This window comes from Sodalis sp. C49 (assembly GCF_046352915.1).
Taxonomy (GTDB): Bacteria; Pseudomonadota; Gammaproteobacteria; order Enterobacterales; family Enterobacteriaceae; genus Acerihabitans.
This window is the reverse complement of sequence record NZ_CP163303.1, coordinates 601008-626181: the sequence shown is the minus strand read 5'-3', so window position 1 is coordinate 626181 and position 25174 is coordinate 601008. Positions and strand designations below refer to the sequence as shown.

The following is a 25174-nucleotide window of genomic DNA, read 5'->3' as shown; positions in this document are numbered from 1 at the left end:
AACGGCCAAGATGCTGTATGCCTGGATCGACGACCAGAAGCGCGCACCTGTCGCGAATGGAGAGCGAACAACCTGCCGCGACTGTGGCAACGTGCTAGCCGAAACGATGATCTACGAGATGGAACGCCGCGGCGAGTTTCCGCGTCGCTTCAATCTGACGCCACGCTACGTAGTGTGGGCCTTAGCCGAAGTAGAAGCGTGGATCGAGGAACGCAAACAATCCTCGAGCTCCGGCAGCAGATTAACAGGGCCAGAAGTCACACTACGCAGGACTCGCCCCGTCAATGGGCTCATTGCAGTATCAGATAACAGCACCTAACTTCTGTTGCTGGGCCCAGACGTTCCGAACCGACGGCGATACTCTTCCGCCCCAAGTGCCATCACCTCAACGTCATGCTCGTTCACGTCGATAGCGTTCTTTACACTAAGCTCCCGCTTTAGGATTGCAAGCTCTGGAATAAGCTTCGGCTCAGCCCCTCCATTAAATATCGCGGGAAGAAGCAAATACGCGCGTGACTGCCTGTAAATATCAAGAAAGCGGCTCAGGTTGACATCAGTTTCTGCATGCATGGTTTGCATACGTGATGCCATCATGAAGATCTTGCCTGACGTTTCGCCCTCATCATTAGAAAGCCTGGAAGTGATAAGAACACGGTAATGCGCCGGATGTTCAACGGAGATTCCACGCAGAATCACCATGTAAATTTCGTCCTGCTTATCGACCATTCCTAGACGTTCACGCCAACGTGCAAAGATCTTCCTGGCGGCATCCTCGTGCTTAAACATGAGCGCAACCGCTGGTGGATACGAGGGCCCCCAATGAGTAAAAGCAGTTCCGGTCCAACCTGCTTGATTCCAAAGATGAACATCTATAACAGAGCGAACACCAAGATCGCGATGGTCCCTTGCTGGGAACGGGGCACCCCGTTTTCCTACCGTCGAGTGACTTTCTTGATCCTCAACCGTGTCTAATAAACGGCGGGTGATTACGGGACGCGACGGCTCAAGAGTGAACTCCGATATTGCCATCTGCATCCAATCGCTGAGCTTCGATAGCCCTTTTTTAAATACGCGTTGCCGACTATTGCCGACAACTACGACCATGCTGATGCGGTCAAGCACCGCCTCATTGCCGAAGAGGTGTTCGATCGTTTTCCGCATATCCTCCACGTAGCAAGTGGCAGCAAAAATCGCAGCTGCCAATTCGATCAGCATCTTCTGGACGTCAGCCTGTCGGGCAAATGTAGCGGGTATCAGTCCAGTCGGCCAGCGAACTATCGCCGTCATTTCATCAGTATTGATCGTGAAATCCGGTGCCAGCACTTCAGAACTATCTTGAAGTGAGATAGTGAAGTTCTCTGTATGCGCTGCGGCGCCGCTTTCAATTGCGGTTGCAAAAAATGCTTCGACGGAACCTATTACTGCTTCTGCGGCAAGAACTAAGGCATCGGAGCACGGGTGAAAGACAGCCACACGAATGCCTTGCACTCTTGAGACAAGACACTGCGAGTCTGCCTCGTTAAAGATGACAGGACCATGCAGGTTGCTAGATGCCGGTTGGCTAGCAAGCAAAGTAAATAGCTCGGTCACACTCTCTGGCGTCTCTTCTTGCGGTATTGATCCCTCCCGACGAAGTTCGGCTTCATGGCCGAGCGCGTATATCAGAGCGTTTCGACTCTGTTGCAGACCGAGTCCACCAAGAACGTCAGGCAATCGCACAACGTGTTGAAGTTCTTCTTCTGTGAAATTTAGGATTTGGCTCGCCAGGATAAGATCGAACTCCGTAAGTTGCTTTGCGACACGCTCTTTTGATGAGTCGTCGAGCGGAAGCGTCGCCGCACAACCTCGAACTAACCGAACGGCTTCGAGAGCGTCTGGAAGATGCCGAAGTTCGACAGCTATCCAAGCGAGTGCCATGACCATGGGTACGATCGAAGCCGGAAGGTCACTGTCCTCCTCGGCTTCGATGAACATCGAAGCCATTGCAAAAATGCATGTAGCCCGCGCAGCCCAGAGCAATCCGGCACTACGATAAGCAAACGTGAGCAGTTGCAGCGCTTCGATCAGAGAGTCGGCATATTCTTTTTTAGTGAGTTGTCGCGCGGCTTTGCCCAGCAAACGAATCATTTCGAAGTTATCTTCGAAATCGAGTTGTTGCGCTCGCTTGAGAAGCACTAACGCACCCTGAGCCTCACCGGTACGCTCAGAAACAAACGCCGCCACCTCGTCAACCAGTTGGACATAGCCACTGTCCTTACCGGCGACGATCCCGAACACCTCAATCATTTTAGTCAAACGCTCAGCAGAAAACTCACCGAGACCTCTCGCACGCTTGACGACATCCGAGAACTGCGGCCATAGCGAACTCAGTTTTTGAGTGTCTTTCTTGAGTATCGCCTGATTGACTTCTACGACTAGTAACGACGACTGGGCCTCCAATGCGTTGTTTGGACGGTCTTTATTCTCAGCAATTAGCTTTAACCTCTCGGTCAATCTAGATACGCGCTCTTCAAGCTTAGCCTCGTCGACCGTCAAATGCTGATGAATGACCGAGTTGAATAGTAATTGTACTAGATTACAAAGAAACTCAAGGTTTATGGCGTGATCCGTGTCGATCACCAGATTCGCGAACTCGTCGTACCTTCCGTTCAAATACGCGATGTCATCGAACCACCAAAAGGCGGTCCAGATGTACTCGTAGTGCGCTTCCAACTTCTGGCGATGAGTTCCATCTTGTTCAGCGAGTCGAATTGCACGAGCAAGCCGACCATCCGTCTCGATTCGTGGGCGCTCTAGATTGCGCGACAACTTAGCCGCCACCAGAGCTTCCGTAACTCGTTGCATTTCCATCCCGGAAAATGCCTCCGGATTGCCGAGCGTTTTCTCGATGTCTTCAAGTTGCTGCGAGCGGGAGTAGTCCGAGGGCCCCAGACGCCTTGAGTCTGCAACCTCCTGCCCGACACCAAGGTAATTAAAGGCGAGGTCCTTACGATCGTTACTGACGACCTGATCAACAATCCAACTCCGGTCAAGAATAGTGATGGTCAAACCATACTGTTTCGTAAGTTCATCCTCGACGCGGGCACGATCCTTCGCACGAGCGAACTGCGCTGTTACACAATAGACTTTCTGATAGCCGCGCTGCGTCGCCACAATGCCTGCGACGTCATTGCGAACTTTCTCCGCCCACTTTCTCTTGGCACTGAAAGCGAATGCCCAACGTTCCTGGGCAGCATTTGCGTCACCCACATACGTGAGAGTAGCAATCTCGTCGGCAATCGGAATAGTTTCTGAATCGGCTTTGCTGTCTCCTCCTCCCTCCGGACCGGTAGCAAGCTTCAAGTTTGGGCAGATCGTGCGTTCGCACAACTTGCGACAAAATATTTCGAAGTCATGAGTCTGGTTGCGCGATGTAATACTATCGAGATGGTACTCAAGTACCGGGGCCTCGAGCTGATATGCTGTGCGGTCGCTGGTGTCCGAGTAAAATTCAGGGCGCAGTTCGCGCATGAATTTTGATGGCGTCACCCCTTTTACTTGTTCTCTTTCAGCCATTCATTGCCTCTTAAATACGAGTTCCGCCATCGTATACATGCGAAGAAAATGTTCGAATGTCGCCATGCACTTCTGCGCCAAGCGTAGACCTCTAGCGCCCCTAAACTAATGCTTCCAGCTCTCTGTAAGCCGAGCGCGACAAGCGCCGTCCTTCCTTAGCCAGGTTCACCTGCAAGGCTATTTGCGCCACGTCTAACACGCCTTTGCCTAACGAATAGCTGCCCTTGGCCTGTAACCAGGTCAGCACGTCCGCTAGATGCCAGATCGACGCGCTCCCCTCATGTACCGGTGCAGGGAAACTGCCCGGATGCGCAAGCATCAGTTTGCGCATGTTCTGCCGTGACACGCCTATGATGTCGGCCACATCGGTCAAGCCGACCAAATCGGGCGCCACTTCGATCAGTCTGGCTGTCGGCACGGCGCTCCGCACGTCAACTAACGCGCTGCGCACGGCCGCGTCCGCGTTGTTCGCCTCGCGGGTAAATTCCAGTGCCAGCCGCCCAGGCTGACCGATCCCAACCAAGGCATCATCGCAACCGGCCTCGCCCAGACGCTCGACCAACGCATCTGGTTCACAGTCACCGTCGGCGAGCTGGTATTTCAAAATGAAGATGTATTCCATCGTACTACTCCTCGACATGGTCGGCCGCATCCTGTTCCTTGCGGTGCGAAGTGCAGTTGTTCACGACGCGTCGCAAGGCGCGTGCGTGCCACGGTTCTTCGGCGTGCTCCATATCGACGTGATGCAGAACTCGCCGCAGCGGCACTCCTCGTCGTTGTACGGACAATAAATTCGTCCCCAAGCGCGGCTACCGCCGACTTCGACGCGCCAACCCTGTTCTTCGGCGTGCTTGAGAGCTTCCTCACCTCTTTCTTCGGATGAAGGGAGCGAGCCATCAGTTATCTCCAGTATGGTGATAATTGGCTTGGTTGTCAAGTGACAACCAAGCGTCCGTTTGGGCCATCGTACTCAATGTCGGCACGACCACGTTCTCCGGTGCAGCCAGTTCGGCGCCAACGCCCACTGCGATAATGCGATTCCAATGCTAGGCTACTCCATCTTGCAGTCCGGTATAACCGGCAGCATCAGCCAAATTATCCAACCCTAACGACGAGGTTTCCGGCCGAATGTTGCAGCTCCACACCACCGTCACTCTGTTCTGCCCGTAGCTAACCTGGCTATTATACTTGCCAAGTATGCGCGAGCCTTGCGGGATCTGCAGATAGCGGCCGCTGCCGTGTCGTAAACCGGCTCGGTCATTGTGGCGATGATATCGCCCGTAAGATCAGATTTTATGCCCGTTACACATGGTCCGGATACCTTCAACGTTGTTACAGATGAACCGCGACTTGCCGTGCATCTGGATCTGGACGTCCTCAATCCGGGCGTCTTCCGCTCGCTGCTGTTCGCGGAGCCCGAACCTGAATTTGACTGGCAGGCGGTCTACCCGGTAGGGAAATTAAATCTCGCCCAGACACTCAGAATAATTAGTGATGTCTCTGCAGAAACAAGAATTGTGATTATTGGTATTACCGAACATCTGCCGTGGGATGCCTGGAACCTTAAGGCGTTACTCAACAAACTGCCCCTGCTTTATGAATAAGTTTTTTTTGTAAATATCAGCCCGCGGGGCCGCTGACGTTCATGTGGACTGTTATATTGTCAGATCAAGGTATCCCTGAAGATGTGGCCACCTGTCGCGTATTTCTTTCGGAAAAAGACGTACTCTTGATTAGAACGGTTAGATTTACCTGATGCATCACGACTGAATGTATCAGTAATAATAACAGGCTATATGTAAAGGGCTCCTGGTGCCTCGACACCCAAGAAAATACATAAAGTGTAATGTTTTTTGTAAAATTTCTTATAACACTCCCTGTTAAACATTACATTTTTGTCAGCGACTAGTGAGAAGATGAAACAGCCAAAAAACCAAGTTTGCACGGGGCAATTCTGTTTTCGTTAGATTGCCCGTTGCCTCTTAGTCTCGGCCAGTAAGCTCTGGGCTAACCCTGCAGCAAAACGCTGACGACCAACAAGATCATCTTCGTCTTCGTCGTCTTCGCCGTGGAAGCGTGCATAAGCAACAGCTCCCACCTTCCCATAGCCTTCACCATGCTCATCGTCCCCAAAACGCCTGCCGAGCGCCGCTAGCCCGTCCTTCAAGGCTTCTGGGTGCAGCGCTGAACGAATACGCTGAACGAATAGAGCTGCGACTTCCTCTATCGAGCCTGAGTATCTGATCACGTGGATTAGGTCAGCGGCATCCTTCCACTCAAGGCGTTGATCCAGAACCAGTGCTTTTCAAAATTACAAATGCTGGCACGTCCGTAAATCTCGCTATATCTGCTGATAGATCTAGTCGCCTGTCCTATAGCTGACAACGTGGAGCCTAGATGAAAATGTGGAGTGTCAGACTTTTCATCTGCTAATTAATGATATAATGCCCATCATATTGAGAGATATTCATGAAAAATCAGGTTGATATCAAACTCCAAAGATTGATAAGGGCGCGGTATGACGCCGCGTTCGAAAATTGGAGTGAATGGAAATGTTTAGAAATCGGGCCTGGCGGCGCCACCATATATCTCGGTTAAAATCCAAGAGAAAAACTTATCGAACTGCGGTGGCTAAAACACCGAAAGTTGTAGGGAAAGTTTACCAAACACCTTGTTCATGTTCTTGTTATATTTGTGGTAATCAACGAATCAACCTTGGCGCAAACATGCAAGAACGCCGTGCAAAGTCACGGCACACTGATTAATTTAGATTAAGTATTTAAGAAAATTGTCAGGCTAGTTTTGACACCAGTGTATCTCCAAGCTGGAGAGAATGGTACCTAGGTCACTTTAGTATCGACAACCCCCTACAACATAGGCCAAAAGCTGTGTAGTAGGGGGCTATCTCAACGGAAAGACTCAGACGAATCTCGCCAAGCATAATTCCCATGCATAGGGCAATCATACCTGTTAGCGCTGGTGTGTGCGGCTGCCAACAGCCATTAAGGATGCCTGATGCGCTCCCTCTCAGTATACAGCGTTGCTAAGTTTCGCGTCCAGTTCCTTTGCAAAATCAAAGTCATTCCATTTTGTAAACCAATATTCATTTAATGAGATAATTCTTTTCACACAAGATTTATCAATACCATAACGAGAAAGCAAAGATTTCTTAAAAGAAACAGGTATGTAAGGACAAGCTATTAGATCCAACGTTAAGTGAACCATTTCAGACTCATTTAGAAGAGTATCAATTTTCATGCTATAAATGTTTTCAATATGAAGCAAAAGATGTTTCCTGACTCCATCATATCTTTTTTTGTCACTCATATAAAACAATAAAGAAGTAATAGAAAAGTAATTTAAGTTATCATCAAATGAGTAGGTGTCGCCATCAAAGCCAATATTAAAATACTTTATTAAGCTTTTCTCGCCTAGCCAATAATATTTACCAAGCTGCCTGATCAACACCAACAAATACAAAGTTTCGATAGGTGTTGTTTTATCAACAGAATATTTATCTAAAATAGAACACGAGTTATCGAATACGCATTTGAATATAATATGTTTATATTCATCGCCTAATTTTTGATCTTTAACAAACATAATTACTTGCTGAATTATCCTGCATAATTTTATGGTGCTATTCACTTTCGGGGCAACTGCATATATAAAATATGTGAAATTCACCACAGATACAATAGCATTAATTAGTTGGCGGTCACCACTTTTCTCTTTTGATAGTTCTTTATAATCTTTAAAAAGTGTCTTGATTTTCCTTTCAATTATAGACAATGAATAATTTAAGATATCCGAATATGTTATGCCTGATACAGAAAGTATCGATTTAAAGTCGGTAGATAAACTATTTTGATGTATGTAGACATGGCCTTTATTTGAATCTTCGTCTAGAGAATCATTGTCAATAATGTTATAAGATATTCTTTCAGATATCAAATTCGCTATTTTTTTCTTGGCAATAGTTATGGGCGTTATTATTGGACGGGAAAACTTCTCTTCTTTATATTTATTCAAACTTAGCTTGTAAGTTTTTAAATTTGTCTGCGTACTTATTCTAATCTTATTAAACACATCATCGTCATTATAAAAAATGAAATAGTCATCGACATAGCGATATATTTGGTAATCCCCCCCAAGAACTAAACCCTCTTTATTAAGATCATTGATTATATTGTTATCCACTGATTGCATTATTATCTCTGCAAAAATTCTGGATAATTCCGGTCCAATTATTATGCCATTTGTTTCGTTGTAGTTAGACCTCTGCATTAATTGATCAAATTTAAATGGGAATGTCGATTTTGTCTTATTTAACTGTTGTTTTGCATAATTTTTTTGCAAAACAGCCCATGAAATTGAATGGGTATAAATTGAATCAAAACAGTTCGATACATCTAATTTAGAGAGGAAATTAAAACGCTTTTCACACCAATGATGATCTTCAGATTCATAAAACTCAAAAATATTACGATATTTCTTATAAACAAAAAAAGATTTTAAATTTTCATAATCCTGACCTTCCACCTCAATACTTAAATCTTCTTTCTCAAAACTTTCAATAAGAGACTTGGAATCGATGTAAGTACAACCAGCGACCCTTTTTGCTGATCTGAGGCTGAGTGGGCTAACATTAGAATAGTATGTTATTAAATCTTTATAATTTCTATAAAAATCAACACCTAATAACTGCCCCTTTGGATGCATTAGAGACAAGTATCTGTATTCTTTATGTTTATGCGAAATTGGAAAAGTAAAGGCAATACTAGGCAGTTTAGCATGCTCGATATTTGTTTTAATATAACTAATGCCATCAACAACTATTTCAACTGTTGCAGTGCCCTTTTCAAGACCCAATAAAAGTAGAATTAAACCATTTAAACAGTCATCTCTCTTTAACCATATAAAATTCAATCCATCATGTTTTATTTGATACTTAACAATAAAGTTGTAAAAATGTCTATTTGAAAAAATAATAGGAACTTCATATGGTAAAAAATCGGAAAGAACTACTCGCTCTATAGGGAAATTTATAGATAATGCTTTTTTAGACATGTGACCATCCCTTAGATATATCGCTAAATTCGATGAATCTAAATCTCCTGAAAACTTTATCTTCAAAACCTTTATTAAAAGAAAATCTACTAATTCTTTTTTTAAGATTCTGATCTTGCAATCCATTTATTTTATTCGACAAATAAGCATCTAATCCACTTAAGTCAGATAAATCAGTTATGAATCTATTGCTAAAATATATGCCAACAAAAGCTTTTGACTTACTATTATAAAGCCGAGTATTTCCGGTAAGAAACTTCATTCTAAGCAAAATATTTTTTGCTGCTCTCTTCGGTGTTTTACTAACACTCTGATTATATTCATCAAATGTTTTATCAATTCGACCTCTAATTTTTTGAACTTTATTAGAGCTCATTTTTATACTACAACCTCCAGCTGTTAGCTGAAATTTATAGCCTAGATATTCAAAGTTTTTATTAGTTTGTGTAAATAAATCCAATTCTTTTGTTTTATTATTTAGGCACAAGCCACGATCATTTATAATATTAGTGATTTTGGGGAGATAGTCATCTGTATTCCCCCCTTTATTTGGCGAGAAAATTACTATCAAGTCATCTACAAATCGTTCATAATAAGTAACATCAGGTAAGGTTCTTATTTTATCATCTACAACACTCATATACAGCTCAGATAAATACGAACTTATGCCTACACCACGAGGCACCCCTTTATCTAATCCAGTTAAAGCCTGATATTTTCTAATTAGCTGAGTAATCACCCGACGTGGAGGAACAGATAATTTAGGTGATGAATGTAACATATCTAATAAAGACTTATGATTTATAGATTCATAAAAACTTTCAACATCGGCCCTAATTATATACTTTGGACTCATTTCCTTAGCCAAAGCGCTTAGGCGACTGATAATCAGATCCCTATTATTTGATTTTATTGTATATAACGTGCTTAAAATATATTTTATTTGCCGAGACACAAATAATGCTTCAACTGAATTCCCAATTGAATATACACTTTTATTTTTCACTTGTTGTGGCAATAACGTCAAAGGTAAAGTGTACCCTTTTACACTGACATTACTTGCAATAATCTTCAACTTTTCATTTACTTCATTATTATATTGTTCTTTCCTTAGTTTAATATGCGCATTAATTATATTTTTATTTTCTTCAAATTTAGCAGCGCTAATCTGCCCACTTTTAAGTCTTCTTGAGTGCCAATAAATAAAAGCTTTTAACCTTATCATTTTCTTCCTAATTTTATAAGCATCAGGAAAGTGTTCAACTTCTATAGTACCTTTGTTTTTCCTATCTAGGTCGTATATTCTTCTAAAATTTTTTGCTGAAAAAGACTGATCAATCATTTTCAATCTCCTTTATGACCAATATTACGAAAAATTTTTCTACCGTGATTATCATCGTTTTTCACCGTCAGAACGTTCCCGGTCAATCTTTATCAACTGAGTATTAAGTTGATGTTCTGTCATTCCATGTTTGTATGCATTGTATTATCAGATCACAAACTGCTGTTTGAACCTCCGGTTCTCTTCCTTAAGCTCTTCTCTATAAGGGATTGAGCCAGAGCATGCCGTATTTCTGCTCCCGGGCCTCAAATGCGTGGCGCCCCCCTTCGAGCACATCGCAAATTGCTTTGCGCATGCTGTTTGGTGCGTCATGATCGCCGTACTCCAGTGCCCCGGCACGGTAACTGATCACCTCTTCATCGTTTGTGGCAATGATCACCTGTTCCGCATCACAGTTCACCACTAGGTTAGCGTTATGAGTCACTATGATGACCTGACGGTACTGTTTGATTTTCCGGAACAGCGGCACCAGATTGTGCATGATGAAATCGTTATCCAGATCATCCTCCGGCTGGTCGAAGACAAAAGGTGAGCCAAACGCATCCGTAGCCAGTTTGAGACAGACGTAAAAGGTTCCGCGCTGACCGGCAGACAGTTTCTCGACGGTTTTTCCCTTGTATTCAAACTCTGCCCTGACGCTCAGGTATTGCTGGATATGTTCCGGGTTGAATAGGAAGCTCAGAAGGGCATATGGCCCCGGGCTGTTAAAGTACTCAATGCGCCACAGAAATTCTTCAATGGTGAGTTTCCTGTCTGGGCATTCCGGCAGTGCCATTACAGGAGCGTTGGAGAGCAGTGCATGTAAATCAGCAATGGTTTGCACTTGGAACACATCGCGTAGTTTTTCAACAGACGTCAGTTCAGCGGAAGCCCTGAACCGGCCGCGGTTCATATGATCCAGCAAGCCGTTGTAAAACGCCGCTACATCAAAATGCGGCCGGCCGTAAATACGAATGTCCGTCAGAATATCTCGGATCAGCGCTTGCTGGTCTTCAGTCAGGTGTGGTCTGGTGGTCAGAGAGCCATAAGCAGTATCGATAACTTCCTGCCTTGCCAGCAGCGTGTCAATAAACGCGGTAGCCAGTACGCCTCGCTGGAGTAATTCCTGCTGATACTGTGTCTCCCTGGCGTCAATAGTGCCCAGGTGTTCATCTGCACGATCCGCCTGCAGCTGATATTCCTGCACCTTCTCCAGTAATCCAGCGATATCCTGCCCTAACCCCTGCTCCTGAAACGATGAAATGATACGGCGATTATCCTCGGCAAGCCGGGCTGTATGCTCGTCAATGCTGGCCAGCTTTGTCCCGACGGCGGCGTCAAGCAATGACAGATCAGGGTACGGGATAACCGTGCCATCATCGACGGCAGCATTGACGGCGTCAATCTTTGTAATTAGATCCCGAGCGACGGTTTCAATCGCTGTTTGCAGCCCGGTGGCGTGTTTTCTGGCCTGTGTCAGGGTGGCCTGCCGGCCGCTGTTGTCACGAAATTGCGCGATCAGCTCCCTGTTACGGGTGCTGGTCAGGACATCAATTTTTTCCCGGGCCGTTCTCGCCAGGGCTTCCTGAAATGCCCGCGTATTGATCGGCTCATCACGCTCATTTTTAAAGGTAAGAAACTCACGCCATGCGCGCCAGGCACTGAGGTTTTCGTTCAGCTGAATGCCCGTACTGCCGGCCTCATGGTGAGGAGACAGTCGCAGCATTTTTTTAATCTCGTCGCTGATAAGACCGGGTTCCTGGCAGAGTTTTTTGATCTCGCCCTGCGATACGTGAAGGTATTCATATCCTTCTGAATGTGCATCAAAGCGCACCTTTTCCCCGTTGGCCTTATCCAGTTCAACGCAGAGATTCTGCACATTCACCGCACGTTGCTCACTTCCTCTGGTGGCGGCTCCGGCAAACCGGGAGCGAAGCGCATCCAGGAGCAGACTTTTTCCAGTTCCCCGGCCTCCGATAATGGCGACCATGTCCTGGCTCAGGGGGATTGCCAGTTGCCGGAAACGGATCTCCTGCCCATCAAAAATTGTCCCTTCCACCTCGATCTTACTGAAGTGGGCCTTGGGTGTGCGAGTGGCTAGCCAGTCATCCCCTATCCTCAGTCGAGACTCGGGTTCAAGTAGGGCCTGACGGAGTCCCTCAAAAGTCGGCATCGCCTTTACCCACGTATAACGCCCGCCAATCTGTGCCACGCTGTGCGCGTCCGAACACAGAAAGACGGGTTTGATTGTGGCGCCGGGATAACGGTCGGTCCGCAGGTAAAATGCACGATCGGCGGCACCACCGAAAATTATTTGTCCCTGGCGATCAATCTCGGTCGCGGCGGCTGCGGACCGTCCGGTGGCCCCCGGACGATATCCGCCGTAGCCGTTGGGGCACACTGCAATTAGAAAATCCTGGAATGGACGCAGCGCGGAATTAAGATGGGAAGTCAGCTCTGACAGTGCAACAGTGATGGTATCGACACCGTGCCCGCTGTCGCCAACGCTTTTCTCACAGCAGTAGACATTCTTCCCCCCCCCATCCGTCAGCCTGATCGGCAGGCGGGAAAGGGCTTCATTGATGCGCTCGGTTGAGAGCTTTTCTGAAAAGAGAATATGGATGTTAATGAACTGGTCATCCCGGTTCTGCTGATCGAGACGAAATTCCACGTTGGCAAGTACCGTGATCGCCAGACCCTGCCGGGCAATCTCCTCCCGGATGATTTCCAGTTCGTTCTGCCGGAAATAAAAGTAGTTCGTCACGGCGATGAGGGACAGCTGATGCGCCCCCAGCGTGCCAACATAATTCTCAATATCATCCTGAGTATAGCTGTTGGCCAGCCACGTCAGGGGACTGTGGATGTGTAAATCCCATTTATTCCATTGTGAGCCTATCACCGGCGGATCCTTCATACAGAAAGTGTATCCGCCATCTTAATGAGGTTGAAACGTCCAGGCTACGTGATTGACGCACTCGCGTGAAGCAGATTTGATCCGGCGCGCTTTTTTCGTTTCCTGAGGGCAGAAAAATGAAGTGACCCGTTCCCCGTTGAACAACACATATGGTTGTTAATCACTTCCGCTTTTGGCACAGGCTGTGTGAAAACCCTAGTCAAAAACTGAAGTGCGCGTGTCTACGCAAAATCTGAAATTAATCGACCGGTTAGTAGAGCCGAATTTTACGTATTAGCACGGTTTTCAGCTCTGCTTTTGACAGTCTCTGTAACCAAAAGTCTTTTCACACAGCCTGGGCACACAGCGGACCGTTTGCTTTGCATCGAATGTTTAATCTTTTTTTTCATCAAATGGCCCTCCGCTTCATCTTTCACGCCAGCACATCAGGTTGAACGGTTACCGGGATCATGACTCAGTAATTACCTATTTTTCTTTTTTAAAATTTTGTCCGCCAATTCTGCACCAATTTTACCTTTCATTGCTTTTAATATTTTTAAAAGACTAAGTTCATTCTTGTTACGCGACTTCCTTTTAACGTAAAACTCTTGATATTCATCAGGAAATATCTCTGATAATAGATATCTTTTCCTTAATTCAATCGGTTCAATTAATAAACCTTTGGCTTGTTCTTCATTCAAAGCAGGAAGCATTAAGAAGAATAAAGGATTTAAATGCTCTGTTATTGCGATGAAACGTTTCAAATAATGTTGCGGAACACCTCTTATTGCGAAATGCGGTGCCTGCTCAGATTCATTTAGAAAGTCGATTGCTTCACGCTTTGAAAAGAATAAGGGCATTACATCTCTTCCGTTATGTTTTTGTGCAAACTTGTAGTATGAACCTGAAACATTATCTTCCTCTCTTTCCATCAAAATCCAAAAAGGCTCACCGATCCAGTCTTTTGTAGGTAAAATTGAATTTATCAAGTAATCAGCAACCAACATGTTAAATCTTGGTAAATCTTCAGTTTTCAACAAAGTAATGCCATGTTTTTCTGCGTATTCTTTTGCACCACTTTGGTAACCAGACTTACTAACTATAACCCCAATAATATTCCCAATATCAGTGATTTTGTTGCAAAATGGCATAATAGTATCACGGTCAAGCGGGCGATTGTGATATTTGCACTCTATCGCTACGCGATGTATAAAGCCTGCATTTTCAAATTGGTAAAATACATCAATTTGATATTCACCTTTTAATCCTTTAAGGATAACGTTACGACTAACTTCCACTCCATTATCTCGAGGGTTAAGCAAGGTCGAGTAGACATATTGGGTATAACTTTCTAAATCATTCCAATTTTTAAGCATTGTCATTGCTCCCTAATAAAATCATTCGAATAGAGTGCCTGTTGTACTCTATTAGTATGTGCTCTGCTAATTATGATAACCATAATATTATACTTCCACCGAGGAACTTTAAGTTTCTTCAGGGGAATGTCTGACATAGCCGAAAATAGTTTTTACTTCTCATAGTTTCAACCCTCATTTACCACATTGGCTGCACCTATACCGACTTCAGCTTTCTCATGCTCTTTTCGTTAACAACGTCCGCTTCAGCACAGAGCAGACTGCCCTTGTAGATATGATCATAGTAACGATCACCATATGCACGAGACCGCTAAAATCAGTTTTATGTAACCAGCTTTGTTTGGTGGTCATTCTGGTGGTCTTGACAGGAAGGGAATGCTGGTTTAGCCTATTTATTAGGCAGTTACTGGCAAAGGCGATCCCAGTCAGAGGAGCCAAGATTTTAGAAAAGCCCGCTTCAGGGAACTGAAGCGGGCTTTTTGTTTTTCATGCAATGGCGCGAATCCCTATATAATTTTGAGGCGATAGGTTAACGTGAAAAATCTTCCCGGTGCATTTTCAGTTTTCCCTCTGCATCGGGAGAATTTAGTGGTCAGATTTGGGGTCATGTTGGTTCGATGACGGAGTGACCCCCAAATGTCTCTCAACGACACGAAAATCCGCAGTCTCAAGCCCTCTGATAAACCTTTCAAAATCTCCGATTCACACGGTTTGTATCTTTTGATCAATCCAGGCGGTTCACGTCTCTGGTATCTCAAGTACCGTATCAACGGTAAAGAATCCCGCCTTGGTTTAGGTGCTTATCCCGATGTATCTCTGTCTGGCGCACGGCAGCAACGCGACGGTATCCGCAAGTTGCTGGCGCAAAACATTAACCCCGCTCAGCAACGTATCGCCGAAAGGGCCGCCCGCTCGCCGGAAAAAGTCTTTGAGACCGCGGCACTGGGCTGGCATAAAAATAATAAGAAGTGGTCGCAGAATACCGCAGACCGCCTGCTTGCCAGCATGAGAAATCATATCTTTCCGGTAATTGGTCATCTGCCGGTAACAGAACTGAAACCCCGTCATTTCATCGATCTGCTGAAAGATATCGAGGCGAAAGATCTGCTGGAAGTCGCGTCCCGCACGAGGCAGCATCTCTGTAACGTCATGCGCTATGCCGTGCATCAGGGGTTAATAGAAAATAACCCGGCGGCGAATCTAGATGGCGTGACAGCCCCACCCGTTACGCGCCACTACCCTGCCCTGCCACTGGAGCGTCTGCCGGAACTGCTGGAACGCATTGATGACTATCAGCAGGGACGGGAATTAACCCATCTGGCCGTTCTGCTGACGCTTCACCGGTTTATCCGCTCCAGTGAACTGCGTTTTGCCCGATGGTCAGAGATTGATTTCAGAAACCGAATCTGGACCATTCCCGCCACCCGCGAAGCTTTTCTGCCATATTTGACATAGAGTTCAACAGCACGGATACGCTCTTCGAACGAATACATGGACTACCTCCAAAGCAGTCCAAGTTTCGTCCGCACTCCCCAACAGATGTGGTGTCCTTTGTCAGGATTGTGTAACAGGGCAAGCAACCACCGAAGAGACAAAATCCAGGAAAGCACGGGTTTTCGCCGGTAGATGATTGCGTGACGGATATAGTGCGTAAAGTGGAAAAAGTTCATCAGGCCATTCAGGGAACAGATTAACCAGTTTACCCTGTGCTAGTAGATGCTCAGCGCCCAACTCCATGACCTGTGCAATTCCATATCCTGCAAGACAGGCGCCATGCATAGTACCGACATTATTCACAATAAGCTGACCACTCAAATTCAGCGATTTTATCTCTTTACCACGTTGAAATTCCCAGGTAAAGAGTTTGCCCGTTTCGGGAGATCGAAACTGAATGCATGAGTGTTCGGGTAAAGCCAAATCATCAGGCGTCACTGGCTTTCCATGCTGCTTAATATATGCAGGTGAAGCAACCGTGAGAATACGGGTGTTTAGTAGTTTACGCGCTACTAACGTCGAGGATTTATGTTCACCAAAACGAATTGCCAGGTCAAACCCCTCTGCAACCAGATCGCCCAGCTCTTCACGAGTAGAAAGCTCAACCTGCAATTCAGGATATTGTTTTAGAAAACTTCCTAACCGAGGCCCAAGTATCAGTCTTGAAAAAAACGGATGCACATTGACCCGCAGGCGTCCGCGTACGGAAATACGACCATTGATCGCACAAGCTGCGGCCTCTTCCAGTCCGGCCAGTAACGGGGCGATTTGCTGATAGAAACGGTGCCCCTCATCAGTTAAAGATATTGCTCGGGTAGTACGTTCAAACAGACGGATACCAAGCCGACCTTCCAGCCGGACGATCGCACGACTTACGCCTGATGGGGACATATCCAATGCTTCAGCCGCAGCGGCAAAACTCCCACCATTTACCACAGCAGATAGTACGCCCATACCCTTTAACATGCGCTCGTCGAATGCCATTTTTTCTCCCTTTATTCTGACTGGTAAAGGCCTCGAACTCTATATAACCATGACATTTTGTCATGAGTTATCAGTTATTCATACCCTTTCGCGTTACATAATCCGGTGAGATCAATACCAATATACCGCCATAATTAATGACTTTTTGTCACTTCAAATGTGACATTGATGATATGGATTAACTAATTTTTGTACCGTAAACTTTCCACCATTCATTATTAATACACTCATAGAGGATCACCTATGTTCGTTATTACTGGTATTACTGGCCAGGTTGGCGGTGTGATTGCTCGCTTATTACTTTCAAAGAACCATGAAGTGCGTGCTGTTGTTCGCTCTGTGAAAAAGGGTCAGTACTGGGCCAGCCAGGGTTGTGATGTGGCGATTGCAGAAATGAATGATGCGGTAGCCCTGAGCAAAGCATTCACAAATGTTGAGGGTGTTTTCATTCTTTTACCGCCTAATTTTGACCCGTCTGCGGGTTTTCCAGAAAGTCGTGAAATCATTACTGCTTTACGTATCGCGCTGGAGGAAACTCGTCCTCAAAAGGTGGTGTGTTTATCCACCATTGGTGCACAGGCCACGCAGCCGAACTTGCTAACCCAACTGGGAATCATGGAAGACGTATTAGGCACATTACCACTGCCTACCGCATTCATTAGAGCTGCCTGGTTTATTGAAAATGCCGCATGGGATATCCCCTCAGCACAGGAGCAGGGAGAGATCCCGTCTTTTTTGCAACCGCTGGACCGGGCTATTCCTATGGTGGCTACTGCTGATGTTGGCTGCACTGCGGCTGCATTGTTGCAGGAAACATGGTCCGGAAAGCGGATCATTGAGCTTCGCGGACCAGAGAGTATCAGTCCAAACCAACTGGCCGCCAGCTTTACACGGCTATTGGGACGGAAGGTAAAAGCATATGCCGTACCTCGCTACGACTGGAATGCCCTGTTTCTTGCTCAGGGTATGCAAAACCCGTTACCAAGAATACAAATGCTTGATGGCTTCAATGCTGGCTGGATTACATTTTCAGGCAGTCAAACCGAGCAGCGGGTGGGGATACTTGGATTGGAAGCCGTATTGAGCACATTGATTAAAAAACATTTTTCTGAACAACCGGAGATTTTATGAGTACGTCGGAAAATCAACCTACCGCATTAATTATTGGGGCCAGTCGTGGCCTGGGGCTGGGGTTAACTGAACGCTTTCTGGAACGTGGCTGGCAAGTCATTGCTACTGAACGTGAGGGCTTAACCCGCCCTGAACTGCGTCAGCTCGCCGCGCGCGACTCACATTTGTCTGTTGAAACACTTGATATGAACAGCGATGAGTCACTTGAAGAATTGTATACTCGCCTGGCAGGAAAAACGCTGGATCTGCTGATGGTGAACGCCGGAACGGTGGGCTCTCCTGATGAATCTTTCGCTCAGCGGCTACTAACAGTAATGCGCACCAATGTCGTAGGTGCAATGTCTGCCTTACGCATTCTGTCACCGACGGTCCGGGCCGACGGTGTGGTCGCCGTTATGTCATCAGAACTGGCAAGTATTGCGGCGAATACGCAGGGTGGATGGGAACCTTATCGTTCCAGTAAATCGGCGCTGAATCAGTCACTGCGCAGTTTTATCGCAGAAAACCCGCAGACACCTTGGTCATTGACGGCGGTAGCGCCCGGTTGGGTACGTACTGAAATGGGTGGTCCTGATGCGCTACTGGATATCGAAACCAGTACACGCGGCGTAACAGAAATGCTGATGACCCGTTTTAACCAGCGAGGTATCGCTTTCCTTAATTACCAGGGCAAAACGCTGGAATGGTGAGTCATCAGCGCCATTAATGGCGTTGGCAGTTCATTACACTTTAAAGCTGAGGAACACTATGTCGACCCCTTCTTCCGACAATACTGCATTATCTGCACAACGGACCGTAGCAGAGAGTTTGCCGGACCGCGCTACCGCGCGCACCTAGCTGGCAATGCTTGCGCTAGCCGTCGGCTGTTTTACCTTTGTGAGTTCTGAGATGTTGCCCATCGGGCTACTTGGCCCGATTTCCGACAGCATCCATAGCCGGTCACACCCCGCCCGCCCCCACGCTTTTACCTGTCCATATCACCGAAAATCCCGTGACGCCTGCTGCCCCGCAGAGATCTCCGCTGGAGCACCCCTGTTCCTGTGAAATCACATTTCCCCGGGGACGGATGATGTTGACGTCACCTTCGGCCGAGTTGCTGACCGTCCTGGTTCGTGAGTTCATGCAAGGCCCGCAATCATGATCGGCTTACCGGCGGGCACCCGTATCTGGCTGGTCGCCGGCCAGACTGACATGCGAAAGGGCTTTCAGGGCCTGGCCGGCCAAGTCGTGTCCGCCCTCCGGGAAGATCCATTGTCCGGCCATGTCTTTGTCTTCCGGGGGAAACGAGGCAACCTGATAAAGGTCCTGTGGTCAACCGGTGACGGCCTGTGCCTGCAGGCAAAACGCCTTGAGCGCGGCCGCTTGGTCTGGCCGCAGGTCAAGGAGGGTAAAGTCTTCCTGACGCAAGCCAAAAGCGCCTTCAAGGTGATAAAAACCCGGCGTAAAAAGAAAGCCTGCGCCCGCTGCGATGTCATCGTCCAGGCGCCGGCGCCGTCGCGTCCCATCGAGCGCGGCATCGCCGGACCGGGCCTGCTGGCGCGCGTGATGACGGCGAAATACGCCGGGCACTTGCCGCTATATCGCCTGTCGGAAATGTCATCTTCTGTGATGGCCGCTGATGCCTGTGAAGTCGTTTTATGTATGTACGGTAAAACGACGGGAAACGGCGGAGGAAGTCAAGGTCATCCCGCTGAACGCTCTTTCTTTCATATCGTAAAAAAGAACAAACACGGTTTTATCCCCAGCCATACAGCCGATGCCCGTAAAGCATTTTTGCTCGAATGCGAATCAGCGGACCCGGAAATTATCAGCCTAATCATCAGCTAATTTCCGATGATGAAATGTGTGACTTTATGAGATTTTATGCTAGAGTGCATATGAGATAAAGTTACACTGATAGCTTAGGAGAAAACTATGTCACTTACTCGTTTACGCCAGCAGGGGGGCGCCGTGGTTCTTACAATCCCTAGCGACATCGCCACTGATATGGGATGGCAAGTAGGTATAAAACTCGATGTAAAAGCTTCCGGGGACACGATCAGCATTAAACCGGCAGGCAGGGTAGCGCGCGGTCGCAAATCGCTCGCAACGTTGTTGCAGGGCATTGATGAGGAAGAAGTACGTGCGTTCAACGAAGCATCTTATGACGAGCTGAATTCTCATCCGGTCGGTAAAGAGGTGATTTAATGGTTCGCAGAAGAAGCGCCCCGGCGAAGGGTGAAATTTGGCATGCGAGCGGCGATCCGGTCAGCGGAAGAGAGTTTAAAGGCCCGCAATTTTACCTGATTATCACTGAGCAGGCGCTTAACAAAAAGTTGGGTACGGCTATTTGTGTACCTATCACCGGTGGTGGCGGGTTGGCTCGATCAGAAGCGGTTACCGTTTATTTTGATGGTGCAAGTACCGATACCGGCAAGATTACCGGTGTAGCGCTATGTTATCAGGTTCGATCCTTAGACCTGATTGAGCGTCAGGCAAAATATGCTGCAACGGCCGAATCTAGTATCGTTGACGAGGTTTTGGCAAAAGTTATTGATATTCTGGACCCTCAACTGAATTAATCTCAGCCAGAATATATCCCATTATAATACAATTTCCTCAGGCATCCACCTGGGGAAGCATGCATCTTCCACTGATTTAAGTGGGTTGCGCAACATCATGCCGCTGCCTAGCTTGTAAATGGCGCGTTCCACCGGAAGCGGTCATGTTTACTGCCTTGATCTGTCTTTATGGGAACGATTATGTGCTTTCACATACCCTATTCCAATCTTCGCTACGTGGTGGTCACTTTGGGGGTCTTGATAAGAGCAGTGTCCTGCTTTATATTATTTATTAGCCACTTACTGACAACGGCGATCCTAGTCAGAGGAGCCAAGATTTTAGAAAAGCCCGCGTTAGGGATGACCTGACGCGGGCTTTTTGTTTTTGATTTAGTAGCGATTTCGCGTAAGGGATCGGGCATATCGCCTCGCTGATAGATAGTCGCTATGAAATATTCATTTCACTCATTTACCAGCGTGAATTCAATCATGATAAAGCGGCACACCCGGACTGAACAGCAGCAGCATATTGATGCTTGGCAACACCGCGGATTAACTAAACAGCCTTATTGTGAACAGCAGGGTATGACATTCAGTAATTTTTATTGTTAGGTTCATATCTGGCAATGTTATGGATAAAAATTACCGCAGTGGGACCAACCGCATAATACTTCCCCCACTCCATGCGCCTAACACAGTATTTTTCAACTGATTTATATAAGAAATTCGGTGATTTCATAAAAAGAAATCTATAAATCGCTAATTTCATCCCTGACAATGCAGCGTATTGGTGTCAAAAAATTATTTAGTTATCAAACGCGCCGTCGGAGATATGGATTTTCATGCCTTGAGTGCTAAATCAATTTTATATAGCAATATATTTCAATGGATTAAACTAATCTTCCTATTGAGCTCTACCATGAAGAAACCACCTGTAAATATACATAATTAGTATTATATACTGAGATAAATGGAAAGGACCCATTACAGCGCAAGGCAAGAGGAAGAAGTTGATAATAGAAAATGACGTTCTAGTTTTTAGAATTGGCGATGCTGATCAAGAACCACATGACATATATTTGCTACAAAACATATCCATTGCATCACAAAATCCACCAGCCTATTTAAAGCAACATAATGTTGCGATATTCGACAGCGGTAGTTTCAAAAAAATATGTCCCTTGTATCACAATGACTGTAGGAGACAGTATATGCGAGCGTTAGTTAAAGCAAATCCTCGCGCTGGGCTCTGGTTACAGGACGTACCGATCCCACAAGTTCGCGATGATGAGGTGCTGATCAAGATCCGCAAGACCGGTATTTGCGGAACGGATCTGCATATATGGAACTGGGACGAATGGGCCCAAAAAACGGTACCCGTTCCTCTGGTAACAGGCCATGAATATGCCGGAGAAGTTGTAGAAGTAGGCCGTAATGTCACGCAAATAAGCATTGGCCAGCGCGTCAGCGGTGAGGGACATCTTGTCGATCTCGGTTGCACCGCAGCCAGGGCAGGAAATTTTCATCTTGATCCTCATAGCTTGTCAGTAGGAGTAAACCACCCCGGTGCCTTTGCGGAGTATCTGGCGCTGCCTGCATTCAATGTTATTGCTCTCCCCGATGAGATTGACGATGAACTGGGGGCTATTCTCGACCCGCTTGGTAATGCGGTTCATGTCGCTCTGTCATTTGATTTGGTGGGCAACGATGTATTGATCATGGGTGCGGGGCCTATTGGGATAATGGCGGCCGCGGTTGCGCGATTTGTCGGCGCGCATCGTATATTCATCGCCGATATCAATGCCGAGCGCCTAGCGCTTGCGAACCGGATAGTCGACGCGATTACCCTGGATCCGGACAACACGTCGTTAACAGAAGTTGCTCAGCGTTACGGTTTGTCTGATGGATTCCCTATCGGTTTTGAAATGAGTGGTAGTAATGAAGCGCTGGAATCCTTAATCGGTGCCATGACTTCCGGTGGCCAGATAGCCTGTCTGGGATTGCCTACGCGTAAAGTGACATTGGATTGGAATACAGTAGTTTGCAAGAGCCTGCGTATCAAAGGGGTTTATGGGCGAGAAATGTTCGAGACCTGGCGCAAGACCCTCAACATGCTACAAAGCGGTTTGAACGTTAGGGATATCATCACTCACCGCTTGCCTGTCGATGACTTCCACGCAGGTTTCCAGGCGATGCAAGCAGGGACAGCCGGCAAGGTTATTTTGAATTGGTCTACTTAAGGACAGAGTCGTTACGGCTCTGTTTGTCAGAAAAATTATTTGCCAGTCCGATAAGCCAACGGAGGTTGCGATGACCATTACCCTTGATATTATCAATACCGTTAAAGACCTGGATCCGGCTGAGTATCGCGCGTTTTTTCTTCAAAGCAAGGCGCCCATGTTTTACGATCTGCGATTTCTTATCGCGGCTGAGCAGTCACCCTTGTTAAATGTCAGTAAAATCTTCTATGTGCTGGCGCGGGAGGAAAGGCGGCTGGTTGCGCTGGTCCCGATTTATCTGCAAGACTTTAAGTCTGTTGATCCGTTAGGGTTATTGGTTTCCTCCGCTAAGCTCTCGATAATACCTGAAGAGCGCGGACTGTTCAGTCATATCATGCATTGTACGGACACCACAATCCCGATGCTGGGCGATGCCCCTAGTCTGTATGCCCTAATATTCGATGCTCTTACGAGTATCGCACTGGCTGAGAAGGCGCGCTATTTCTGTTTTCTCAATGTGCAGGATGGCGTGCTTCTGCGTGAAGCTCAACGTTATGGGCTGAATATAAATTACATGGTGGATAAATATACACTCGAACTGGATGCTTTTGCGGATTTTGACAGTTTTGTGCAGGCTTTGCCAAAGGACGGGCGTCATGAAATGGTACGCCAGCTTCGTATCTTTAAACGCGGCGGTGCGCGAGTTCGAATACTGGCTCCTCCCTTTGATAATGAAATTGAGAAACTGGCCCGGTTGTGTTATTTGACAACCAAACGGCTGGGGACGCCGCATTATTGGCCAGAAGCACAATTGGCTGTTTTTTGCCGTCTTTGCGGCGATCTGGTTCGCCTTAGCGTCGTAGAACAGAACGGGCAAATTGTCAGCGGCATTATCTGCTTCGAGGAAGACGGAACTCTCCATGCCTGGTCGGCCGGCATGGATTACGAGCATTCCGAATTCAGCCCTTATACCCTGGCCTTCGCTGCCCTGTACCGCTATGCATTCGAAAGCGGAATTAATCTTATCGAGGGCGGCCGCTTGAATGCCCGCATCAAGACTCGCTTGGGATTGAAACCGAAACGGCTGTATTCCATCGTCAGCCAGGACTTGGGGATACCCGCCGCTACGCAGACTTCTGTGTCTCGACTGAAGCTGGCATCGCAACTGGATGGCGAGGTTCGTCTTGCTTCGCATCCCGCCTTTGATGAGTGGTACCTCACCAGTACCTGGAACGGTCGAGGCCCAACGCGTAGACCTGCCGGAATAGTACGCGCCGCGACTGAGGCCGATGTGATTCGCGCGATTGCATTTGCCAAGGAGCGAGGCATGGAAGTGAGCGTGCGTGGAAATGGGCATAACTACGCCGGTTGTTTTCTTCGCTTTGATTCGCTGATGTTGGATGTTTCCGGCTTGAAGGGACTTGATATCGATAGCCGGCGCAAGCGCGCCATCGTTGAACCTGGGGTCAGTAGCGGCCAATTGAGTCATGCACTGGCGGCTAAAGGTTTGGCTTTTCCCACAGGGCATGTAAAAGAAGTGGGTATCAGCGGATTCCTGTTGGGTGGAGGGCTTGGGATCAACTGCAGCCAATGGGGAGGAATGAGCGTGTTCAACGTACAAGCCCTGGACATTGTCACCGCGGACGGTCGTCTACGACATGTTTCCGAAACCCAGGAGCCAGACTTGTTCTGGGCCGCTCGTGGCGCCGGGCCCTGTTCGTTTTTTGTCGTGACCCGCTTTTACCTCAGTTGCTACTCGTTGCCTCGGGCAATAACCAACAGCTTATACACGCTACCTTTCACGCATTTGCACGATTTATTGGCGGGGCTTGACGTCGCATCTCCCCCTGCAAATCTTCAGGTGACGCTGTCTGTCAGCCCCACGACGACGGGTGGCATACCGGCAGTGCAGTTAAATATCTTGGCGTTCGCCGCTAGCCCGCAAGAAGCGCAGGCGCTACGCGAATCTTTTGAAGCCAGCCTGGAACTGCCGCTCACAGCTTTGGCCATCGACCAGCCCTCAAACTTCGAGGCCATTTACGAGCAGTTCAACGGCATGGTGTTATCAAAAAGGTTTTGTGCCGACAATATCCTTACAGATAACACGCAGGAATTGGTTTCCATCCTATCCCGGTATTTATCAGGCGCGCCTTCTCGGAGTACCCTTGCCGCGATTCTCTGGCGGGGTGTGACCACCTATCCGCAAGCCGCATTTTCGGCACAGGGCAAGTTTTTTGTATCCACATACGCCCAATGGAACGATGCAAAAGATGACAATATCAATCGATATTGGTTAAAACAGATGTATGACGAGCTTCAGGAGATTGCCCGTAGCAGTTATATCAACGAGTACGATCTTGAGACAAGGGCGGCCGAGACCAGCAGGTGCTTCGCCGCTGAAAATTGGGAACGATTGCAAAGGCTCAGGCTTGAATACGACCCTGACGGCGTATTTGTTGACGTGCAACAATTGGGGGAGCATGGCGATCTGCCAGGAGCGAAAAACTAAATGGAATGTCGTCGCCTTGGTTAGCCGCGATGGCGTGGCTGATAAAAAGGGGTTTGCAACGCCCTATCGGCGTGTACATCAG

Annotated in this window: 18 protein-coding genes and 5 pseudogenes; 14 read left to right on the top strand and 9 right to left on the bottom strand. The window is 47.2% G+C overall.

Annotation, left to right across the window (positions count from 1 at the left end):
* Window positions 1-10: 10 nt before the first annotated feature.
* Window positions 11-319 carry a helix-turn-helix transcriptional regulator gene (locus tag ABUK12_RS02740; RefSeq protein WP_410014843.1) on the top strand — a complete coding sequence of 103 codons (309 nt, stop codon included), beginning with the start codon at window positions 11-13 and terminating at the stop codon, window positions 317-319.
* On the opposite strand, the gene ABUK12_RS02735 is transcribed toward ABUK12_RS02740, so the two are convergent.
* From ABUK12_RS02735 to ABUK12_RS02720, 4 genes and pseudogenes are all read right to left on the bottom strand, one after another.
* Window positions 316-3555 (bottom strand): tetratricopeptide repeat protein, encoded by a 3240-nt coding sequence (locus ABUK12_RS02735; protein ID WP_410014842.1) that lies wholly within the window; start codon window positions 3553-3555, stop codon window positions 316-318. The two genes, ABUK12_RS02740 and ABUK12_RS02735, sit on opposite strands and share 4 nt — an antisense overlap.
* A gap of 100 nt (window positions 3556-3655) precedes the next feature.
* The gene (locus tag ABUK12_RS02730; protein ID WP_410014841.1) at window positions 3656-4177 is read right to left on the bottom strand and encodes a helix-turn-helix transcriptional regulator; all 522 of its coding nucleotides are present in this window, start codon (window positions 4175-4177) and stop codon (window positions 3656-3658) included.
* A 4-nt stretch (window positions 4178-4181) separates the two neighbouring features.
* Window positions 4182-4452, bottom strand: a pseudogene (locus tag ABUK12_RS02725) (hypothetical protein).
* A gap of 152 nt (window positions 4453-4604) precedes the next feature.
* Window positions 4605-4876 (bottom strand): annotated as a pseudogene (locus ABUK12_RS02720) (TrbI/VirB10 family protein); the annotation flags it as partial.
* Here ABUK12_RS02720 and ABUK12_RS02715 point away from each other — a divergent pair.
* Entirely contained in the window at window positions 4851-5159 is a 309-nt protein-coding gene (locus tag ABUK12_RS02715) for a hypothetical protein (protein ID WP_410016825.1), read from the top strand. The pseudogene ABUK12_RS02720 and the gene ABUK12_RS02715 overlap by 26 nt on opposite strands.
* 1423 nt (window positions 5160-6582) lie before the next feature.
* On the opposite strand, the gene drt3b is transcribed toward ABUK12_RS02715, so the two are convergent.
* The 4 genes from drt3b to ABUK12_RS02695 form a co-directional block, all read right to left on the bottom strand.
* Window positions 6583-8625: an antiviral reverse transcriptase Drt3b gene (gene drt3b, locus ABUK12_RS02710; RefSeq protein ID WP_410014840.1), complete on the bottom strand. Its 2043-nt coding sequence runs from the start codon at window positions 8623-8625 to the stop codon at window positions 6583-6585.
* Window positions 8618-9967 (bottom strand): antiviral reverse transcriptase Drt3a, encoded by a 1350-nt coding sequence (drt3a, locus tag ABUK12_RS02705; RefSeq protein ID WP_410014839.1) that lies wholly within the window; start codon window positions 9965-9967, stop codon window positions 8618-8620. Before drt3a ends, drt3b begins: the two co-directional genes overlap by 8 nt.
* A 199-nt stretch (window positions 9968-10166) precedes the next feature.
* On the bottom strand, window positions 10167-12845 hold the full coding sequence (locus ABUK12_RS02700) for a TrlF family AAA-like ATPase (RefSeq protein ID WP_410016810.1): 2679 nt from the start codon (window positions 12843-12845) through the stop codon (window positions 10167-10169).
* A gap of 476 nt (window positions 12846-13321) precedes the next feature.
* On the bottom strand, window positions 13322-14215 hold the full coding sequence (locus ABUK12_RS02695) for a restriction endonuclease (RefSeq protein ID WP_410014838.1): 894 nt from the start codon (window positions 14213-14215) through the stop codon (window positions 13322-13324).
* Between the two features lie 274 nt (window positions 14216-14489).
* Here ABUK12_RS02695 and ABUK12_RS02690 point away from each other — a divergent pair, with 274 nt between their 5' ends.
* Both ABUK12_RS02690 and ABUK12_RS02685 read left to right on the top strand, forming a co-directional pair.
* Window positions 14490-14684 (top strand): hypothetical protein, encoded by a 195-nt coding sequence (locus ABUK12_RS02690; RefSeq protein WP_410014837.1) that lies wholly within the window; start codon window positions 14490-14492, stop codon window positions 14682-14684.
* 167 nt (window positions 14685-14851) lie between these two features.
* Window positions 14852-15649 (top strand): annotated as a pseudogene (locus tag ABUK12_RS02685) (tyrosine-type recombinase/integrase); the annotation flags it as partial.
* A gap of 120 nt (window positions 15650-15769) precedes the next feature.
* On the opposite strand, the gene ABUK12_RS02680 reads toward ABUK12_RS02685, so the two are convergent.
* Complete coding sequence (locus ABUK12_RS02680) at window positions 15770-16693, bottom strand: LysR family transcriptional regulator (RefSeq protein WP_410014836.1); 924 nt, start codon at window positions 16691-16693, stop codon at window positions 15770-15772.
* Window positions 16694-16936: 243 nt separating this feature from the next.
* Here ABUK12_RS02680 and ABUK12_RS02675 point away from each other — a divergent pair, with 243 nt between their 5' ends.
* The 10 genes and pseudogenes from ABUK12_RS02675 to ABUK12_RS02630 all read left to right on the top strand — a co-directional run bounded on the left by ABUK12_RS02675 (window position 16937) and on the right by ABUK12_RS02630 (window position 25092).
* Window positions 16937-17824, top strand: a complete 888-nt coding sequence (locus ABUK12_RS02675; protein ID WP_410014835.1) for an NmrA family NAD(P)-binding protein — start codon at window positions 16937-16939, stop codon at window positions 17822-17824.
* The gene (locus ABUK12_RS02670; RefSeq protein WP_410014834.1) at window positions 17821-18513 is read left to right on the top strand and encodes an SDR family NAD(P)-dependent oxidoreductase; all 693 of its coding nucleotides are present in this window, start codon (window positions 17821-17823) and stop codon (window positions 18511-18513) included. Before ABUK12_RS02675 ends, ABUK12_RS02670 begins: the two co-directional genes overlap by 4 nt.
* Window positions 18514-18961: 448 nt before the next feature.
* A pseudogene (tnpB, locus tag ABUK12_RS02665) lies at window positions 18962-19237 on the top strand (IS66 family insertion sequence element accessory protein TnpB); the annotation flags it as partial.
* Window positions 19238-19420, top strand: a pseudogene (locus ABUK12_RS02660) (IS66 family transposase); the annotation flags it as partial.
* The gene (locus tag ABUK12_RS02655) at window positions 19418-19651 is read left to right on the top strand and encodes a TrbM/KikA/MpfK family conjugal transfer protein (RefSeq protein ID WP_410016809.1); all 234 of its coding nucleotides are present in this window, start codon (window positions 19418-19420) and stop codon (window positions 19649-19651) included. The pseudogene ABUK12_RS02660 and the gene ABUK12_RS02655, both read left to right, overlap by 3 nt.
* Before the next feature lie 87 nt (window positions 19652-19738).
* Window positions 19739-20011, top strand: coding sequence for an antitoxin (locus tag ABUK12_RS02650; RefSeq protein ID WP_410014833.1), 273 nt, complete (start codon window positions 19739-19741; stop codon window positions 20009-20011).
* Window positions 20011-20385, top strand: a complete 375-nt coding sequence (locus ABUK12_RS02645; protein WP_410014832.1) for a type II toxin-antitoxin system PemK/MazF family toxin — start codon at window positions 20011-20013, stop codon at window positions 20383-20385. Before ABUK12_RS02650 ends, ABUK12_RS02645 begins: the two co-directional genes overlap by 1 nt.
* A 426-nt stretch (window positions 20386-20811) precedes the next feature.
* On the top strand, window positions 20812-20976 hold the full coding sequence (gene tnpA, locus ABUK12_RS02640) for an IS66 family insertion sequence element accessory protein TnpA (protein ID WP_410014831.1): 165 nt from the start codon (window positions 20812-20814) through the stop codon (window positions 20974-20976).
* 599 nt (window positions 20977-21575) lie between these two features.
* Complete coding sequence (gene tdh / locus ABUK12_RS02635; protein WP_410014830.1) at window positions 21576-22604, top strand: L-threonine 3-dehydrogenase; 1029 nt, start codon at window positions 21576-21578, stop codon at window positions 22602-22604.
* Between the two features lie 70 nt (window positions 22605-22674).
* Window positions 22675-25092 carry a GNAT family N-acetyltransferase gene (locus ABUK12_RS02630; RefSeq protein ID WP_410014829.1) on the top strand — a complete coding sequence of 806 codons (2418 nt, stop codon included), beginning with the start codon at window positions 22675-22677 and terminating at the stop codon, window positions 25090-25092.
* The last annotated feature ends 82 nt before the right edge of the window (window positions 25093-25174 follow it).

Bases quoted from the DNA above. Each gene is read 5' to 3' on its own strand.
- ABUK12_RS02670 (WP_410014834.1), top strand. From the start codon at position 17,821: ATGAGTACGTCGGAAAATCAACCTACCGCATTAATTATTGGGGCCAGT.
- ABUK12_RS02715 (WP_410016825.1), top strand. From the start codon at position 4,851: ATGCCCGTTACACATGGTCCGGATACCTTCAACGTTGTTACAGATGAA.
- ABUK12_RS02650 (WP_410014833.1), top strand. From the start codon at position 19,739: ATGTCACTTACTCGTTTACGCCAGCAGGGGGGCGCCGTGGTTCTTACA.
- drt3a (WP_410014839.1), bottom strand. From the start codon at position 9,967: ATGATTGATCAGTCTTTTTCAGCAAAAAATTTTAGAAGAATATACGAC.
- ABUK12_RS02695 (WP_410014838.1), bottom strand. From the start codon at position 14,215: ATGCTTAAAAATTGGAATGATTTAGAAAGTTATACCCAATATGTCTAC.
- ABUK12_RS02655 (WP_410016809.1), top strand. From the start codon at position 19,418: ATGTCATCTTCTGTGATGGCCGCTGATGCCTGTGAAGTCGTTTTATGT.
- ABUK12_RS02735 (WP_410014842.1), bottom strand. From the start codon at position 3,555: ATGGCTGAAAGAGAACAAGTAAAAGGGGTGACGCCATCAAAATTCATG.
- ABUK12_RS02680 (WP_410014836.1), bottom strand. From the start codon at position 16,693: ATGGCATTCGACGAGCGCATGTTAAAGGGTATGGGCGTACTATCTGCT.
- tnpA (WP_410014831.1), top strand. From the start codon at position 20,812: ATGAAATATTCATTTCACTCATTTACCAGCGTGAATTCAATCATGATA.
- tdh (WP_410014830.1), top strand. From the start codon at position 21,576: ATGCGAGCGTTAGTTAAAGCAAATCCTCGCGCTGGGCTCTGGTTACAG.
- ABUK12_RS02630 (WP_410014829.1), top strand. From the start codon at position 22,675: ATGACCATTACCCTTGATATTATCAATACCGTTAAAGACCTGGATCCG.
- ABUK12_RS02740 (WP_410014843.1), top strand. From the start codon at position 11: ATGCTGTATGCCTGGATCGACGACCAGAAGCGCGCACCTGTCGCGAAT.
- ABUK12_RS02675 (WP_410014835.1), top strand. From the start codon at position 16,937: ATGTTCGTTATTACTGGTATTACTGGCCAGGTTGGCGGTGTGATTGCT.
- drt3b (WP_410014840.1), bottom strand. From the start codon at position 8,625: ATGTCTAAAAAAGCATTATCTATAAATTTCCCTATAGAGCGAGTAGTT.
- ABUK12_RS02645 (WP_410014832.1), top strand. From the start codon at position 20,011: ATGGTTCGCAGAAGAAGCGCCCCGGCGAAGGGTGAAATTTGGCATGCG.
- ABUK12_RS02730 (WP_410014841.1), bottom strand. From the start codon at position 4,177: ATGGAATACATCTTCATTTTGAAATACCAGCTCGCCGACGGTGACTGT.
- ABUK12_RS02690 (WP_410014837.1), top strand. From the start codon at position 14,490: ATGATCATAGTAACGATCACCATATGCACGAGACCGCTAAAATCAGTT.